The organism is Caldimonas thermodepolymerans (assembly GCF_015476235.1).
In the GTDB taxonomy this organism is placed as follows: domain Bacteria; phylum Pseudomonadota; class Gammaproteobacteria; order Burkholderiales; family Burkholderiaceae_C; genus Caldimonas; species Caldimonas thermodepolymerans.
Genome location: NZ_CP064338.1, coordinates 1,901,636 through 1,917,095, shown reverse-complemented (window position 1 = coordinate 1,917,095; position 15,460 = coordinate 1,901,636). Strand labels below are relative to the sequence as shown.

The following is a 15,460-nucleotide window of genomic DNA, read 5'->3' as shown; positions in this document are numbered from 1 at the left end:
TTCAGCGCAGCACCAGCGCCAGGGCCAGCGCCAGCAGCCCGGCGGTGAGGGTGGCGATGGCTTCCGGCGCGTGGTGGTGCAGCCACCACTGCCAGCTGGTGCGCCGCGCGCCGTGGTCGAAGCGACCGTGCGCGCCGTGGTCGCCCGGCACCGGGGCATGCAGGTTGTCGGGGTGGCCGGGCGGCAGGGGGGTGTCGCTGCGCTGGCCACGGTAGCCCTGCCGCGCGAGCAGCCGGTCGAGCAGTCCGGGGGCAAGCTTCTGCGCCAGCATGGCCTGCCACGCCGGAAAGCCCACCGTGACCTCGCGGCGCGGGTGGCGGCTGGCCCACACGATGGCCTGCGCGGCGAGTTCGGGCTGGAAGACCGGTGGCACCGGTCGTGGCCTGCAGGGCAAGGTGGTGCGCGCCCAGTCGAACTGCGGGGTGTTGAAGGCCGACAGCTGGACCATGGTCAGCGCCACCGCGCTGCGGTCATGGATCAGCTCCGAACGCAGCGAGTCGGTGAAGGCGCGCAACGCCGCCTTCGCGCCGCAGTAGGGGGCCTGCAAGGGGATCGATCGGTACGCCAGCGCCGAGCCCACCTGCACGATGACACCGCGGTTGCGCGGCTTCATGTGGCGCAGCGCGGCAAGCGTGCCCCACACCGCGCCCAGGTAGGTGACCTCGGTGGCACGGCGTAAGTCGTCCGGGACGATCTGCTCGCAAGGGGCGTAGAGGGTCGCCATCGCGTTGTTGACCCACACGTCGATGTGGCCCCAGGCCTCGATCATGCGCGCGGCCGCGGCGTCCACCTGGGCGGCGTCGGCGACGTCGGTGGGCAGCACCAGCGCGCGCCCGCCGGCCGCTTCGACCTCGCGCCGCGCGGCTGCCAGTCCGTCGGTCCCGCGCGCCAGCAGCGCCACCCAGGCCCCGCGCGCCGCGAAGGCGCGCACCGTGGCGCGGCCGATGCCGGCCGAGGCCCCCGTCACCACCACGACCAGCGGCTCGCTCGTGCGCATGGGATCTCCCTGTCGGTGGAGGCAACCGGTTCAGCGCGCCGGCGGGTCGACGCGCAGCAGCCGGTCCACCTGGTCGCGGAAGGCCGGGTCGTCCAGGTCCGGCCACCGGTCTTCGTCGAAGCTCGTGAACGGGTCCAGCTGGTCGCGCGGGACGTTGAGCAGCGCGTCGCCGCCGCGTCCCTGCGGCACACTCAGGGCACCCAGGGGCAGCGGCAGCAGCTTGTCGCCGGGCTGCCAGCGCTCGTCCAGCTCCAGCACGACATAGCGCAGCTCGCTGCGGCCCAGGTTGACGATCACGTCCTCGATCTCGCCCAGCTCCCGGCCGTCGCGGTCCTCCACGTCCAGGCCGAGCAAGCGGGTGATGCGCATCAGGCGCTCGCCGCTGTCCCGGCGAGGGGCCACGTCGCTGCCGAAGTGGCGGTCGACCGCGTCGCGGTAGGGATGGTCCTGCCAGTCGGGCCATCGGCTGCGCTCGAAGCCCGGGGCCCGCTCGACGCGCCCGCGTGGCAGGTCCAGCACCCACCGGGCGCCGGTCCACTGCAGCGTGCTGACCGGCACGGCATGCAGTTTCTCGCCCAGCCCCAGGACGCCGCCGAAGGCGAGGATGGCGTAGTGCAGCCGCCCGTAATGGAGGTCGACGATCAGGTCGCGAACCTCGCCCAGGTCCCGTCCCTGCGGGTCGCGCACCTCGCGGCCGAGCAGGCGGCTGGCGCGCAGGTCGGGCGAGGCCGAGACCGGCCCGCGAGGGGTGCCGGCATCCGCCGCCAGGGCCGGCCAGGCGGCGGCCAGCATGAGGGCAAGGCCGCAAGTGGCGGCCAGCAGCCCGGCACGGCGGCCAGATGGGGTACTCGGCATCGGGGCTCCCGGACAAGCACATGCACGCCCCGCTTGCGGCAAGGGGCGTACCCGCAGCGCGGAGGGGGATCAGGGCAGCGCGGGCATCGCCTGTGCGATCACCATGCGGTCACGCGGCAGCGCCGGCGCGCGCGTCATGTCCAGCGTGAGGTCCTGCTCGGGCACGGCATAGCGCAGCCGGGTGGCGAAGAACCGCGCCGAGCGCTGCATCAGCTCCAGCGCGATGGCCTCGCCCGGGCAACGGTGGCCGAGGTGCGGGTCGCCGCCGCCTTGCGGCACGAAGTCGAACCGGCCGGGCGTGCGCTCGCGAAAACGCTCCGGCTGGAAGGAGAGGGGATCGTGCCAGGTGCGCGGGTCGAGGTTGGTGCCGTACAGGTCCAGCAGCACCCGGCGGCCGGCAGGGAAGGCGTAGCCGTTCCATTCGAAATCCTCGCGCACGCGAGCGACCACCGCCGGGAAGAAGGGATAGCAGCGCCGCACCTCGTGCACGAAGCATTCGGCGTAGTCGCCGTTGCTGCGCTGCTGCAGCGCCAGCGCGCATTCGGGGTGGCGGTGCAAGGCATGCGCGACGAAGACGACGTAGACCGACACCGCCACGGTCGGGCGCAACAGGTTCAGCAGTTCGACCGCGGCCACCGGCACGGGCAGGCGCTGGCCCCCTGCGTCGCGGTGCATGGCGACGGCCGCGAGGGCACTGCCGGCGCGCACCGGCTGCCGTCCCTGCCGCACCGCCTCGACGAGTCGGCCCGCCCAGGCCTCGCAACGCTTGCGCGCCGCGCGCGCATGAAAGAAGTGGCCGCGGCCCGGGGCGGCGGCCTGGTCGAACAGCGCCACGAGGTCGGCGCAGCGGCCCGCTTCCTCGGCCTCGGGCCAGGGCACGTCGGCCCAGGCGCACACTGCCCGCGCCAGCGGCAGGTGCAGCGCCTCGTAGAGCCTCACGCGCCGCTGGCCGATCCAGCCGGCGGCACTGCGTTCCAGCTGCTCCTGGTAGCGCTGCCCGAGCTCGGCCACCGTGGCCGGTTGCATCAGCGCCATGAACAGCGCCTTGCGGTGGTGGTGGTCCGCACCGTCCAGGCCCTGCACGCCACCGTTGCCGAACAGCGTCGCGCGCAACGGCCCGGGCGCCGCGCCGGCACGCACGAAGCGCTGCGGGTCGTAGAACAGCGCAGCGGCGGCCGGGCCGGTCATGCAGATGGCCGGTTGCAGCAGCAGGCGCGCCTCGAACAGGTCGGTGCCGAATGCCCGGCATTGCTTGCCGATGTAGCGGTACGGATCGGCGAGCAGGGCCAGGCTGCTGTCCAGCCGGGGGTCGCGGGGCATGCGGGACACGGGTCACCTCCGTGGAGCTGCGGAGGTTTCGGCAACCGGCGTGCCTTCGCGCGGGCGCCGGTCAGAGCTGTTCTTCAGCGACGACCAGCAGGCGTTGGCGCAGCGCCCCGTGCACCGAGCCGATCGCGGTGATGCGCAACGGGGAGCCGACCGGCACGGGACAGCGGAAGCTCACGTCCAGCGTGTCCTGGCCCGGGTGCGTCGGCACCTCGCGCGACCACTGGTGGCGGCCGTCGACCAGCACGCGCAGGCCGTGGCGGGCCGGTGCGTCGCCGCGGTGCGTGACGACGAAGGTGCACGACACCTCGAACAGGCGGTCGCGCACGGCATCGGCCGGGATGTCCAGGTGGGCGACGTCGCCGCTGCCGGCATCGGTCTCCCAGTGCTCGGGAACGGAGGGCGTGCTCATGCGTGGCAGCCCGGCACGCGCGCCCGGGCCGGGCGGATCGGAAAGAAGAACGGCATCGTTCGGCGCAAGCTCATCGCGTCATTCCTGGCGCAAAGGCCGACATGCTAGCGCGCTTGGCCGGGCCGGCCGCGGGCACAGGGATTGCCGCGCGCCATGCGCACCTGCGGCATGCAGGCATACGGCCCCACGCGGCAAGGACGACCGATGCACGAACAAGGCAGGCGGGCCGCACGGCCCGCCGCGATCACCGACCACGACGTCTACCTGTTCCGGGAAGGCACGCATGCGCGGCTGCACGAAAAGCTCGGCTGCCACCTGGATCCGGGCGGCGGTGCACGCTTCGCCGTCTGGGCGCCCAACGCCAATGCCGTGTCCGTGACCGGCGAGTGGAACGGCTGGTCGCCCGGGGCCGACCGGCTCGCGCCTCGCCCCGACGGCAGCGGCATCTGGGAAGGCCACGCCCCCGCGGCCCGCCACGGGCAGGTCTACAAGTACCGCGTGCACGGGCAGGGAGGTTACGTGGTCGACAAGGCCGACCCGTTCGCGGTCCATGCGGAAGTGCCGCCGGCGACCGGCTCGCGCATCTGGAGCCTGGACCACGAATGGCAGGACGAGGGGTGGATGCGCACGCGCGCGGCACGCAACGCACTCGACGCGCCGGTCTCGATCTACGAGCTGCACGCAGGCTCGTGGCGGCGCGCCGACGGGCAGCCCCTGGGCTACCGCGAGCTTGCCCACGCGCTGGCGGAGTACGTGCAGGCGATGGGCTTCACCCACGTGGAGCTGCTGCCCGTCACCGAGCACCCGTTCTACGGCTCCTGGGGCTACCAGACCACCGGCTATTTCGCGCCCACGGCGCGCTACGGCACGCCGCAGGACTTCATGTACTTCGTCGACCACCTGCACCGCCACGGCATCGGCGTGCTGCTCGACTGGGTGCCGTCGCATTTCCCGAGCGACGAGCACGGCCTGCAGTACTTCGACGGCACGCACCTGTACGAGCACGCCGACCCCCGCCAGGGCTTCCATCCGGACTGGAACTCCAGCATCTTCAACTACGGCCGCCTCGAGGTGCGCAGCTTCCTGCTGTCCTCGGCGTTGTACTGGCTGGACACCTACCACCTGGACGGGCTGCGCGTCGACGCGGTGGCCTCGATGCTGTACCTGGACTACGGCCGCCGGCCGGGCGAGTGGATCCCCAACGTGCACGGCGGCAAGGAGAACCTGGACGCGATCGATTTCCTGCGCGAGCTCAACCGCGCCGTGTACCGCGAGCACCCGGACGTGATGACGGTGGCCGAGGAATCGACCGCCTGGCCGATGGTCTCGCGCCCGACCCACCTGGGCGGGCTCGGGTTCGGCATGAAGTGGAACATGGGCTGGATGCACGACACGCTGTCGTTCATGAAGGAAGACCCGATCCATCGCATGTACCACCTGGGACGGCTGAGCTTCTCGCTGGTCTATGCCTTCAACGAGAACTTCGTGCTCGCGCTCTCGCACGACGAGGTGGTGCACGGCAAGGGCTCGCTGCTCAGCCGCATGCCTGGCGATCCCTGGCGGCAGTTCGCCAACCTGCGCGCGCTGTACGGCTACATGTGGACCCATCCCGGCAAGAAGCTGCTGTTCATGGGTGGCGAGTTCGGCCAGCGCCGCGAGTGGACGCACGAAGGCGAGCTCGACTGGCACCTGGCGCAGCTGCCCGACCATGGGGGCGTGCAACGCTACATGCAACAGCTCAACCGCGTGCTGCGAGAGGAACCGGCGCTGCACGAGGTGGATTTCGAGCCGGCCGGCTTCGAGTGGATCGAGGCCAACGACACCGAATCGACCGTGATCGCCTTCCTGCGCAGGGGCAAGGCTGCGCAGGCCGCCACGCTGCTCGTGGTGTGCAACTTCACGCCCGAGCCGCGCACCCGCTACGTGGTCGGCGTGCCGGCGCCGGGGCATTGGCGCGAGATCGTCAACAGCGACGCGCGGGAGTTCGGCGGCGCCGGCTGGGGCAACCTGGGCGGCGTCGACGCGGTGCCGCAGCCGGCCCACGGGCAGCCGCAGTCGGTGAGCCTCACGCTGCCGCCGCTGTCCACCATCGTGCTGAGGCACGAGGCCCATGGCTGAGGCCCGTCGCCGCCCCGCGCGCAAGGGCGCCGTCCCCGACGGGCGCGTGCGTGCCGTGATCGATGCCGTGCACCCCTGCGTCGACGGGGGCCGGTTCGCGGTCAAGCGCATCGCCGGCGAGCCGGTGCAGGTGGAGGCGCATGTCTTCGCCGACGGCCACGACATGCTGCGCGTGCTGCTGCTGTGGCGCGCCGAGGCGGACGCCGGCTGGCAGGAAGTGGAGATGCAGCAGCGCTACAACGACGAGTGGCTGGCCGGCTTCGCGCCCCCGGCCCCAGGCCGCTACCGCTACACCGTCACGGCCTGGGTGGACCACTTCCGGTCCTGGCGGCACGAGCTCGAGCGCCGCACCGATCCCGAGGACATCCGCGTCGCCGCGCTGGCCGGCGGCGTGCTGCTGGAGGAGGCCGCCGCACGCGCCGGCGGAGCCGACCGCAGCCGCCTCAAGGACTGGGCGCGGCGGCTGCGCGGCGCCGCAGCCGGGCCGGGGGCAGCCACCGACACGCAGGCGCTCAAGGCCCTGGCGCTGGATGCGGAGCTGGCCGAGCTGGCCGACCGCCATCCCGACCGCAAGTTCGCGGCGATCCACCCGGTGGAGCTGCCGCTGGTGGCCGACCGCCAACGCGCGCGCTTCAGCACCTGGTACGAGCTGTTCCCGCGCTCGGCCGCGCCCGAACCGGGCCGGCACGGCAGCTTGCGCGACGTCGAGGCGCGCCTGCCGTACGTGGCCGAGCTCGGCTTCGACGTGCTTTACCTGCCGCCGATCCATCCGATCGGGCGAACCAGGCGCAAGGGCAGGAACAACACCCTGACGGCCGCACCGGACGACGTGGGCAGCCCCTGGGCGATCGGCGCGGAAGAGGGCGGCCACAAGGCGGTGCATCCGGAGCTGGGCACGCTGGAGGACTTCCGGCACCTGGTGGAGCGCGCGCGCGACCACGGCATCGAGATCGCGCTGGACATCGCCTTCCAGTGCGCGCCCGACCATCCGTACGTCCAGGAACACCCCGAGTGGTTCCGCTGGCGCCCGGACGGCACGGTGCAGTACGCCGAGAACCCGCCGAAGAAGTACCAGGACATCTACCCGTTCAACTTCGAGAGCAGCGACTGGCAGGCGCTGTGGGCAGAGCTCAAGAGCATCTTCGACCACTGGATCGCGCAGGGCGTGAAGATCTTTCGCGTCGACAACCCGCACACCAAGTCGTTCGCGTTCTGGGCCTGGTGCATCGACGCGCTCCAGCGCGAGCACCCCGACCTGATCTTCCTGTCCGAGGCCTTCACCCGCCCCAAGGTGATGCACCGGCTGGCCAAGCTGGGCTACACCCAGTCCTACACCTACTTCACCTGGCGCAACACACGCCAGGAACTGACCGAGTACTTCACCGAGCTGTCGCAGGGGCCGGGCAGGGAGTACTTCCGCCCCAACATCTGGCCGAACACGCCGGACATCCTGCACGAGGCGCTGCAGTCCGGGCTGCGCTCCGCGTTCATGGCGCGGCTGGTGCTGGCCGCGACGCTGAGCGCCAGCTACGGCATCTACGGGCCGGCCTACGAGCTGATGGAGCACGCGCCGCTCAAGCCGGGCAGCGAGGAATACCTGGACTCCGAGAAGTACCAGCTGCGCCACTGGGACCTCGATCGCGCCGACAGCCTGCGGCACTTCGTCGCGCGCATCAACCGCATCCGGCGCGACAACCCGGCATTGCAGTCCAACGACAGCCTGCGCTTCTTCCCCACGGACAACGAGCAGCTGATCGCCTACGCCAAGCGCAGCGCCGACGGCGACAACGTCATCCTCACCGTCGTGAACCTGGATCCGCACCACGTGCAGTCGGGCTGGCTGGACCTGGAGGCCGAGGCGCTCGGCATCGACGCGGGCCAGCCCTGTCAGGTACATGACTTGCTCACCGATCAGCGCTTCGTCTGGAACGGTACCCGCAACTTCATCCTCCTCGACCCCTCCCAGGTCCCGGCCCACGTGTTCCGCCTGCAACACCGGGTGCGCAGCGAGCAGGACTTCGACGGATTCGATTGAGCAAGGTCCCCCGACATGAACGCCCCGCGCACCCCGCAACTGGCGTCCCCGGACGCCGGCCAGGTCCCGCCCGATGACGACGAGCGGCTCTGGTACAAGGACGCGGTCATCTACCAGCTCAACGTCAAGGCCTTCTTCGACTCCAACGACGACGGCATGGGCGACTTCCGGGGCCTGGCGTCCCGGCTGGACTACATCCGCGACCTGGGGGTCAACACGCTCTGGCTGATGCCGTTCTACCCGTCGCCGCTCAAGGATGACGGCTACGACATCGCCCGCTACGAGGAGGTGCACCCGCAGTACGGCACGCTGGAGGACTTCCAGCTGATGCTGGACGAAGCGCACCGGCGGGGCCTGCGCGTGGTCACCGAACTGGTCATCAACCACACCTCGGACCAGCACCCCTGGTTCCAGCGTGCGCGCCAGGCCCCGCCCGGCTCGCCCGAGCGCGACTTCTACGTCTGGAGCGACACCGACCGGAAGTACCTGGGCACGCGCATCATCTTCACCGACACCGAGACCTCCAACTGGACCTGGGATCCGGTGGCCGGGGCCTACTACTGGCACCGCTTCTTCAGCCACCAGCCGGACCTGAACTTCGACAACCCGCTGGTGCTGGAGGCAGTGTTCAAGGTGATGCGCTTCTGGCTGGACCGCGGCGTGGACGGCTTCCGGCTCGACGCCATCCCGTACCTGGTCGAGCGCGACGGCACCAGCAACGAGAACCTGCCCGAGACCCACGCGGTCATCAAGCAGCTGCGCGCGGCGATCGACGCCCATTACCCGAACCGCTTCCTGCTGGCCGAGGCCAACCAGTGGCCGGAGGACGTGCGCGACTATTTCGGCGACGGCGACGAATGCCACGCGGCGTATCACTTCCCGCTGATGCCGCGCATCTACATGGCGATGGCACAGGAGGACCGCTACCCGGTGGTCGAGATCATGCAGCAGACGCCGGAGATCCCGCCCACCTGCCAGTGGGCCATCTTCCTGCGCAACCACGACGAACTGACGCTGGAGATGGTGACCAGCAAGGAACGCGACTACATGTACAGCATGTACGCCGCCGACCCGCGTGCGCGCATCAACCTGGGCATCCGCCGCCGGCTCGCGCCGCTGATGGACAACGACATGGACCGCATCAAGCTGATGAACAGCCTGCTGCTGTCCATGCCGGGCTCGCCCATCATCTACTACGGCGACGAGATCGGCATGGGCGACAACGTGTTCATCGGCGACCGCAACGGCGTGCGCACCCCGATGCAGTGGAGCCCGGACCGCAACGCCGGCTTCAGCCGCGCCGACCCGCAGCGCCTGTACCTGCCGCCCATCATGGACCCGGTGTATGGCTACGAGTCGGTCAACGTCGAGGCACAGCTGCGCGACCCCTCGTCGCTGCTGAACTGGATGCGCCGCATGCTCGCGGTGCGCAGGACCAGCCACGCCTTCGGGCGCGGTTCGCTGACCTTCCTGCGGCCGGGCAACCGCAAGATCCTGGCCTACCTGCGCGAGCACGGCGAGGACACCATCCTGTGCGTGGCCAACCTGTCGCGCTCGGCCCAGCCGGTGGAGCTGAACCTCTCGGCCTACAAGTCGCGCGTGCCGGTCGAGCTGCTCGGGCGCACCACCTTTCCGCCCATCGGCGAGCTGCCGTACCTGCTGACACTGCCGGCACACGGCTTCTACTGGTTCCGCCTCGCGACCGACGCGGCCGTGCCGACCTGGCACGAGGAGGTGCTGCCCACCGAGGACCGGCCGGTGCTGGTGCTGTTCGACGGCTGGAACAGCCTGTTCCGCGACCACGTCGTGCCCTGGCGCATCGGGCTGGCGCTGAAGATCCGCGAGCAGTTCGAGACCGACACGCTGCCGCGCTACATCGAGGCGCAGCGCTGGTACGCGTCCAAGGGCGAGGCGGTGCAGCGGGTGCGGCTGGTCGACCAGGCGATCTGGGAGTACGGCAACCACAGCTGGATGCTCGCGCTGACCGAGCTGGACGGCCCGGCCGACCGTCCGCGCTACTTCGTGCCGCTCGCCCTGGCCTGGGAGGAGCAGGACGAGGAGCGCTACCGCAGCGTCGCGCTCAACACCGCCGCGCGCATCCGTCAGCAGGCCAACGTCGGCGTGGTCGGCGACGCCTTCCAGGACGACGCGTTCACGCGCGCGGTGATGGCCGCGCTCGGGCAGGCGCGCGAGATCCCGACCGTGCACGGCGTGATCCGCTTCCGCCCGACCGACGCCTTTGCCGAGCTGGCCGGCCCGGACCTGCCGTGGCTGGCGATCCGCAAGCCGCAAGGGCAGAGCAGCAACACCCTGGTGACGCTGGACGAGCGCCTGTTCTTCAAGGGCTACCGGCGCCTGCGAGAGGGCATGAACCCCGAGTACGAGATCGGCCGCTTCCTGGCCGAACAGGCCCGCTTCCCGCATTGCGTGCCGGTGGCCGGGGTGATCGAGTACGAAGGCAGCGACGGCAGCCGCGCGACGCTCGGCATCGTGCAGGCCTACGTGCCCAACCAGGGCGACGGCTGGTCCTACACGCTGGACTACCTGGAGCGCTACCTGGAATTGCGCCGCGCCAGCACCGAAGCCGTGCCGCCGGACGTGCACGGTGCCTACCTGGCACTGGTGCGCACGCTGGCCGAACGCACGGCCCAGCTGCACCTGGCCTTTGCTCAGGCGCATGGCGACCCGGCCTTCGAGCCCGAGCCCCTCCGGGCCGAGGACCTCGCGTCATACGCCGAGCGCGCGGGCACACAGGCGCGCGACACGCTGGACCGGCTGGAAGCCGCGTTGCAGACCCTGCCGCCGCGGGTGCTGCCCCTGGCACGCCGCGTCTTCGAGCGCCGCGACGCGGTCCTGCAGTGCATCGCGCAGTCCGCGGCGGCGCCGCAGCACGGGTTGCGCACGCGCCATCATGGCGACTACCACCTGGCGCAGGTGCTGCTGCAGCGCAACGACTTCATCATCACCGACTTCGAAGGGGAGCCGGGTCACAGCTTCGAGGCCCGCCGCGAGAAGCAGTCGCCGCTGAAGGACGTGGCCGGGATGCTGCGCTCCTTCAGCTACGTGCGCGCGGTGGCGCTGCGCCAGGTGGCGCAGACGCCCGAGGAACACGACGCGCTGGTGCCCCATGCGGCCGAATGGGAAGCCCAGGTGCGCCTGGCCTTCCTCGACGCCTACCATGCCACCGCGGGCAGCGCCGGGCTGTACGACACCCTGACGCCGGGCGCCGGGCTGCTGGGGCTGTTCGAGCTGCAGAAGGCGCTGTACGAGCTGCGCTACGAGCTCGATCACCGACCGGACTGGGTGGAGATCCCGCTGCACGGGTTGGCCTCGCTGGTCCCAGGAGGCCCCGATGGAAAGCATTGAAGTGCTGCTCGACCCCGCGCGGGCCTTCCTGTACCAGATCGCGGCCTTCCTGCCGCGGCTCGCGCTGGCGGCAGTGGTGCTGCTGGTGGGCTACCTGCTCGCGCGGGCGCTGCGCTTCGGGCTGGTCAAGGGGCTGCGCGCCGTCAACCTCCACATCGTCACCCAGCGCTCGGGCATGGACGGCTTCCTGCAGCGCGGCGGCACGAGCTCCGACACCGTGGACCTGCTCGGCCGGCTGGCCTACTGGGTGGTGATCCTGGCCGCGCTGATCGTCGCGTTCAACAGCCTGGGCGCGGCCTACGTCACCGAGCTGCTCGGCCGCGTGATGCTGTTCGTGCCGCGCGTCGTCGTCGGGCTGCTGATCCTGGCGTTCGGGATGTACTTCGCTCGCTTCGTCGGCACCTCGGTCACCGCCTACACGCGCAGCATCGGCATCCGCGACGCCGATTCGCTGGGCCGGCTGGCCCGGTACGCCATCACCGCCTTCGTCGTCATCATCGCGCTGGACCAGCTGGACATCGGCGGCGTGATCGTGCGGCATGCCTTCCTGATCCTGCTGGGCGGCATCGTGCTGGCCTTCGCGCTCGCCTTCGGGCTGGGCGGCAAGGACTGGGCCGCCGCGCGGCTGGAGCAGTGGTGGCCCACGCCCGGCCGGTCCCGCCACGACATCGACGATTCCTGACAGCCCGGCCCGGCGCCCCGGGGCCGGCAGGCAGCGCGGGCGCAGCACGCAACGTCTTTCGCAGCATCACCACACAGGCCGACCATGAGATCCTCCGACCGAGAAGCGCCGATCACCGCCGTCTGGCCGGGCAAGCCCTATCCGCGCGGGGCGACCTGGGACGGCGAAGGCGTCAACTTCGCCGTGTTCTCCGAACACGCCGAGAAGGTCGAGCTGGCGCTGTTCGACCCCTCGGGCCGACGCGAGCGCCAGCGCGTCACGATGAAGGAGTGCACCGACCACGTGTGGCACTGCTACCTGCCCGAAGCCCGCCCCGGGCAGACCTACGGCTACTACGTGCACGGGCCTTACCGGCCGGAGGAGGGGCACCGGTTCAATCCGCACAAGCTGCTGGTCGACCCGTACGCCAAGGACTTCGTCGGCGAGCTGCGCTGGAACGACGCGCTGTACGGCTACACCGTCGGCCACAGGAAGGAGGACCTGTCGTTCGACCGCCGTGACAGCGCCCCCTACCTGCCCAAGTGCCGGGTGCTGGAAGCCGCCTTCACCTGGGGCGAGGACCGCCGCCCCGAGATCCCGTGGCACGACATGGTCATCTACGAGCTGCACGTGCGCGGGTTCTCGATGCTCAACCCGAAGGTGCCGGAGCCGCTGCGCGGCACCTACGCCGGGCTGGGGTCGGCGCCCTCGGTCAGCTACCTCAAGCACCTGGGCATCACCACGGTCGAGCTGATGCCGGTGCATTCCTTCGTCAACGACCGCTACCTGGCCGAGAAGGGGCTGCAGAACTACTGGGGCTACAACACCTTCGGCTTCCTGGCTCCGGTGATGCGGTATTCGTACTCGCGCAAGGTCAAGGAATTCAAGACCATGGTCAAGAGCCTGCACTCGGCAGGCATCGAGGTCATCCTCGACGTGGTCTACAACCACACCTGCGAAGGCAACCAGCTCGGCCCGACGCTGTCGCTGCGCGGCATCGACAACGCGGCCTACTACATGCTGTCGGAGGAGAACCCGCGCTACTACAACGACTTCACCGGCTGCGGCAACACGCTCAACCTGATGCACCCGCGCGTGCTGCAGATGGTGATGGACTCGCTGCGCTACTGGGTCGAGGAGATGCACGTCGACGGCTTCCGCTTCGACCTGGCCTCGGCACTGGCACGCGAGCGGGGCAGGGTGGAGCACCTGGGCGGCTTCTTCGACGTGATCCGGCAGGACCCGACGCTCAACCGAGTCAAGCTGATCGCCGAACCCTGGGACCTGGGGCATGGCGGCTACCAGGTCGGCAACTTCCCGCTCGGCTGGGCCGAGTGGAACGACCGCTACCGCGACGGCATGCGCGCCTACTGGAAGGGGGACGGCGGGCTGATCGGGGAGTTCGCCACGCGGCTGACCGGCTCGTCGGACCTGTATGGCCGCTCCGGCAAGCGCCCGCACGCCAGCATCAACTTCATCACCGTACACGACGGCTTCACGCTGCACGACCTGGTCTCCTACAACGACAAGCACAACGAAGCCAACGGCGAGGACAACCGCGACGGCAACAACCACAACCTGTCGTGGAACTGCGGCGCCGAAGGGCCGACCGACGACCCCGGCATCAACGCGCTGCGCGAGCGCCAGAAGCGCAACATGCTGGCCACGCTGCTGCTGTCGCAGGGGGTGCCGATGCTGCTGGCCGGCGACGAGCGCGGGCACACGCAGCACGGCAACAACAACGCCTACTGCCAGGACAACGAGATCAGCTGGATCGACTGGACGCCCACACCCGAGCGCGAGGCGCTGCAGCAGTTCGTGCGCCGGCTGATCGAGCTGCGTTGCGGCCACCCGACCTTCCGCCGGCGCGACTTCTTCGAGGGCAAGGCCCTGCTGGGCGGGCACCTGAAGGACCTGCTGTGGCTCAAGCCCGACGGCACCGAGATGGGCACCGAGGCCTGGGAACACGAGCATGCCCGCTGCCTGGGCGTCTACCTGGCCGGCGCCGGGCTGGACGACGTCTCTCCGCACGGCGAGCCGCTGCAGGATGACGATTTCCTGGTCCTGTTCAACGCGCACGAGAGCGAAATCGCCTTCCACATGCCGCCGCTGGAAGGCGCGCCGTGGACCGCGCTGGTCGACACGCGCCACGACACCGGCGAAGCGCCGCCCACGCAGCACGCACGCGGTGAACACTACCCGCTGCAGGGGCGATCGCTCGCGGTGCTGACGCGCCCCATGCACACGCCGGCCACCCCGGGGTAAGGCACCGCCGCATGCAACGCACGGCCAACGCGTGACATCCGGCCGTTGAATGGGTCACGCGCAGGGCGCGCGCACCCCATCCGGGGGTGGCGGTGCGCCAAACCCTCCCTAAACTGGTCTGCAGTCCATGTGCCAGGAACGACCATGAACCCGCAGATCCTCCCGAGCCGCGACGCGGCTGCCCGCCCGGGACCGGCCCCCGAGGCGGTCGCCGGCCCGGCGCGCGTGCTGCGGCCTGCGGGCCTGGCCGGCTCGCCCAACCTGCTCGACCGCTGCGCCGTCGAGTCGCTGCGGCTGCTGCAGGACAACCTGACGCCGCAGGGCATCCTCGCGGCCAGCCCCACCGAGGCGGCCGAGGCGCGCCGCTACACGCGCATCTTCGGCCGCGACGCCGCGATCTGCGTGCTGGCGATGGCCGGCAGCGGGGTCGAACCGCTGGAGCGCGGCGCGCTGGCCAGCATCGATGCGCTGGCGCGCGCGCAGGCGCCCAACGGCCAGATCCCCAAGTACGTCGACCCGGAAGGGCAGGATGCGGATTTCTGGTACCTGGGCTGCATCGACGCGACACTGTGGTGGCTCATCGCGGTCGACCACCTGCGGCGCCACAGCCCGCTGTGCGAGGCGCAGGGCGGCTGGGAGCCCCAGGTGCGCAAGGCGATCGCCTGGCTGCAGGCGCAGGAGCACCAGCGCTTCTTCCTGCTGCAGCAGAACGAGGCCAGCGACTGGGCCGACATCATGCCGCGCTCGGGCTTCGTGCTCTACACCAACGCGCTGTGGTACCGCGTCAAGCGCCTGTACGACCTGCCGCGGCAGGAGGAGACGCACGACCACTTCAACCACCTGTTCCACCCGTTCCGGCGCGACCTGCCCGACTACCGGCGCAGCCGCCTGCTGGGCCACTACGCGCGTCGCGGCCGGCGCAACCCGGACCTGTACCTCAGCTTCGTGAACCTGTCCTTCGCCGGCAACGAGGGCGACGTGTTCGGCAACGTGCTGGCCATCCTCTACGGCCTGGCCGGCGACTCGATGGCCGAAGGCATCGTGCAGGCGCTGTCGCGGGCACGCGTGGCCGACCCCTATCCGGTGCGGGTGGTGGTGGACCCGCTGTCCCCGCGCGATCCGCTGTGGCGCGCCTACATGGGCCGGCACCGGCAGAACCATCCGCACCAGTACCACAACGGCGGCATCTGGCCGTTCGTCGGCGGCTTCTGGACCCTGGCGCTGGCCCAGCTCGGCAAGCGCGACCAGGCGCAGCAGGAGCTTGGCAAGCTGGCGCAGGCACTGAGCCTGGACGACTGGCGCTTCACCGAGTGGTTCCACGGCCGCACGCTGCAGCCGTGCGGCATGGCCGGCCAGAGCTGGAACGCCGCGGCCTTCCTGGTCGCCAGGCAAGCGCTCGACGGCGGACGCTACGCCATCTGAACA

The 15,460-nt window shown here is 70.6% G+C and carries 10 protein-coding genes; 6 read left to right on the top strand and 4 right to left on the bottom strand.

The annotated features are described in order from the left end of the window. Position 1 precedes the first annotated feature (1 nt). The 4 genes from IS481_RS09010 to IS481_RS08995 all read right to left on the bottom strand — a co-directional run bounded on the left by IS481_RS09010 (position 2) and on the right by IS481_RS08995 (position 3,590). Positions 2–997, bottom strand: a complete 996-nt coding sequence (locus IS481_RS09010; RefSeq protein WP_104356746.1) for an SDR family oxidoreductase — start codon at positions 995–997, stop codon at positions 2–4. 30 nt (positions 998–1,027) lie between these two features. Further along, on the bottom strand, positions 1,028–1,789 hold the full coding sequence (locus IS481_RS09005; RefSeq protein WP_165908612.1) for a PRC-barrel domain-containing protein: 762 nt from the start codon (positions 1,787–1,789) through the stop codon (positions 1,028–1,030). A gap of 132 nt (positions 1,790–1,921) precedes the next feature. Next, positions 1,922–3,172, bottom strand: coding sequence for a cytochrome P450 (locus IS481_RS09000; RefSeq protein WP_104356748.1), 1,251 nt, complete (start codon positions 3,170–3,172; stop codon positions 1,922–1,924). 70 nt (positions 3,173–3,242) lie between these two features. Then, entirely contained in the window at positions 3,243–3,590 is a 348-nt protein-coding gene (locus tag IS481_RS08995; protein ID WP_104356749.1) for a hypothetical protein, read from the bottom strand. A gap of 204 nt (positions 3,591–3,794) precedes the next feature. Between IS481_RS08995 and glgB the strand changes: the two genes are divergently transcribed. The 6 genes from glgB (at position 3,795) to IS481_RS08965 (ending at position 15,457) form a co-directional block, all read left to right on the top strand. Next, entirely contained in the window at positions 3,795–5,708 is a 1,914-nt protein-coding gene (gene glgB, locus IS481_RS08990; protein ID WP_194963351.1) for a 1,4-alpha-glucan branching protein GlgB, read from the top strand. Beyond that, positions 5,701–7,743, top strand: a complete 2,043-nt coding sequence (locus tag IS481_RS08985; RefSeq protein WP_104356751.1) for an alpha-1,4-glucan--maltose-1-phosphate maltosyltransferase — start codon at positions 5,701–5,703, stop codon at positions 7,741–7,743. The genes glgB and IS481_RS08985 overlap by 8 nt, the downstream gene beginning before the upstream one ends. A gap of 15 nt (positions 7,744–7,758) precedes the next feature. Continuing rightward, positions 7,759–11,109 (top strand): maltose alpha-D-glucosyltransferase, encoded by a 3,351-nt coding sequence (gene treS, locus IS481_RS08980; protein ID WP_104356752.1) that lies wholly within the window; start codon positions 7,759–7,761, stop codon positions 11,107–11,109. After that, positions 11,096–11,791, top strand: a complete 696-nt coding sequence (locus IS481_RS08975; RefSeq protein ID WP_104356753.1) for a mechanosensitive ion channel family protein — start codon at positions 11,096–11,098, stop codon at positions 11,789–11,791. Before treS ends, IS481_RS08975 begins: the two co-directional genes overlap by 14 nt. 84 nt (positions 11,792–11,875) lie before the next feature. Continuing rightward, positions 11,876–14,035 (top strand): glycogen debranching protein GlgX, encoded by a 2,160-nt coding sequence (glgX, locus tag IS481_RS08970; protein ID WP_104356754.1) that lies wholly within the window; start codon positions 11,876–11,878, stop codon positions 14,033–14,035. 144 nt (positions 14,036–14,179) lie between these two features. Continuing rightward, complete coding sequence (locus tag IS481_RS08965) at positions 14,180–15,457, top strand: amylo-alpha-1,6-glucosidase (RefSeq protein ID WP_104356755.1); 1,278 nt, start codon at positions 14,180–14,182, stop codon at positions 15,455–15,457. Positions 15,458–15,460 lie beyond the last annotated feature (3 nt).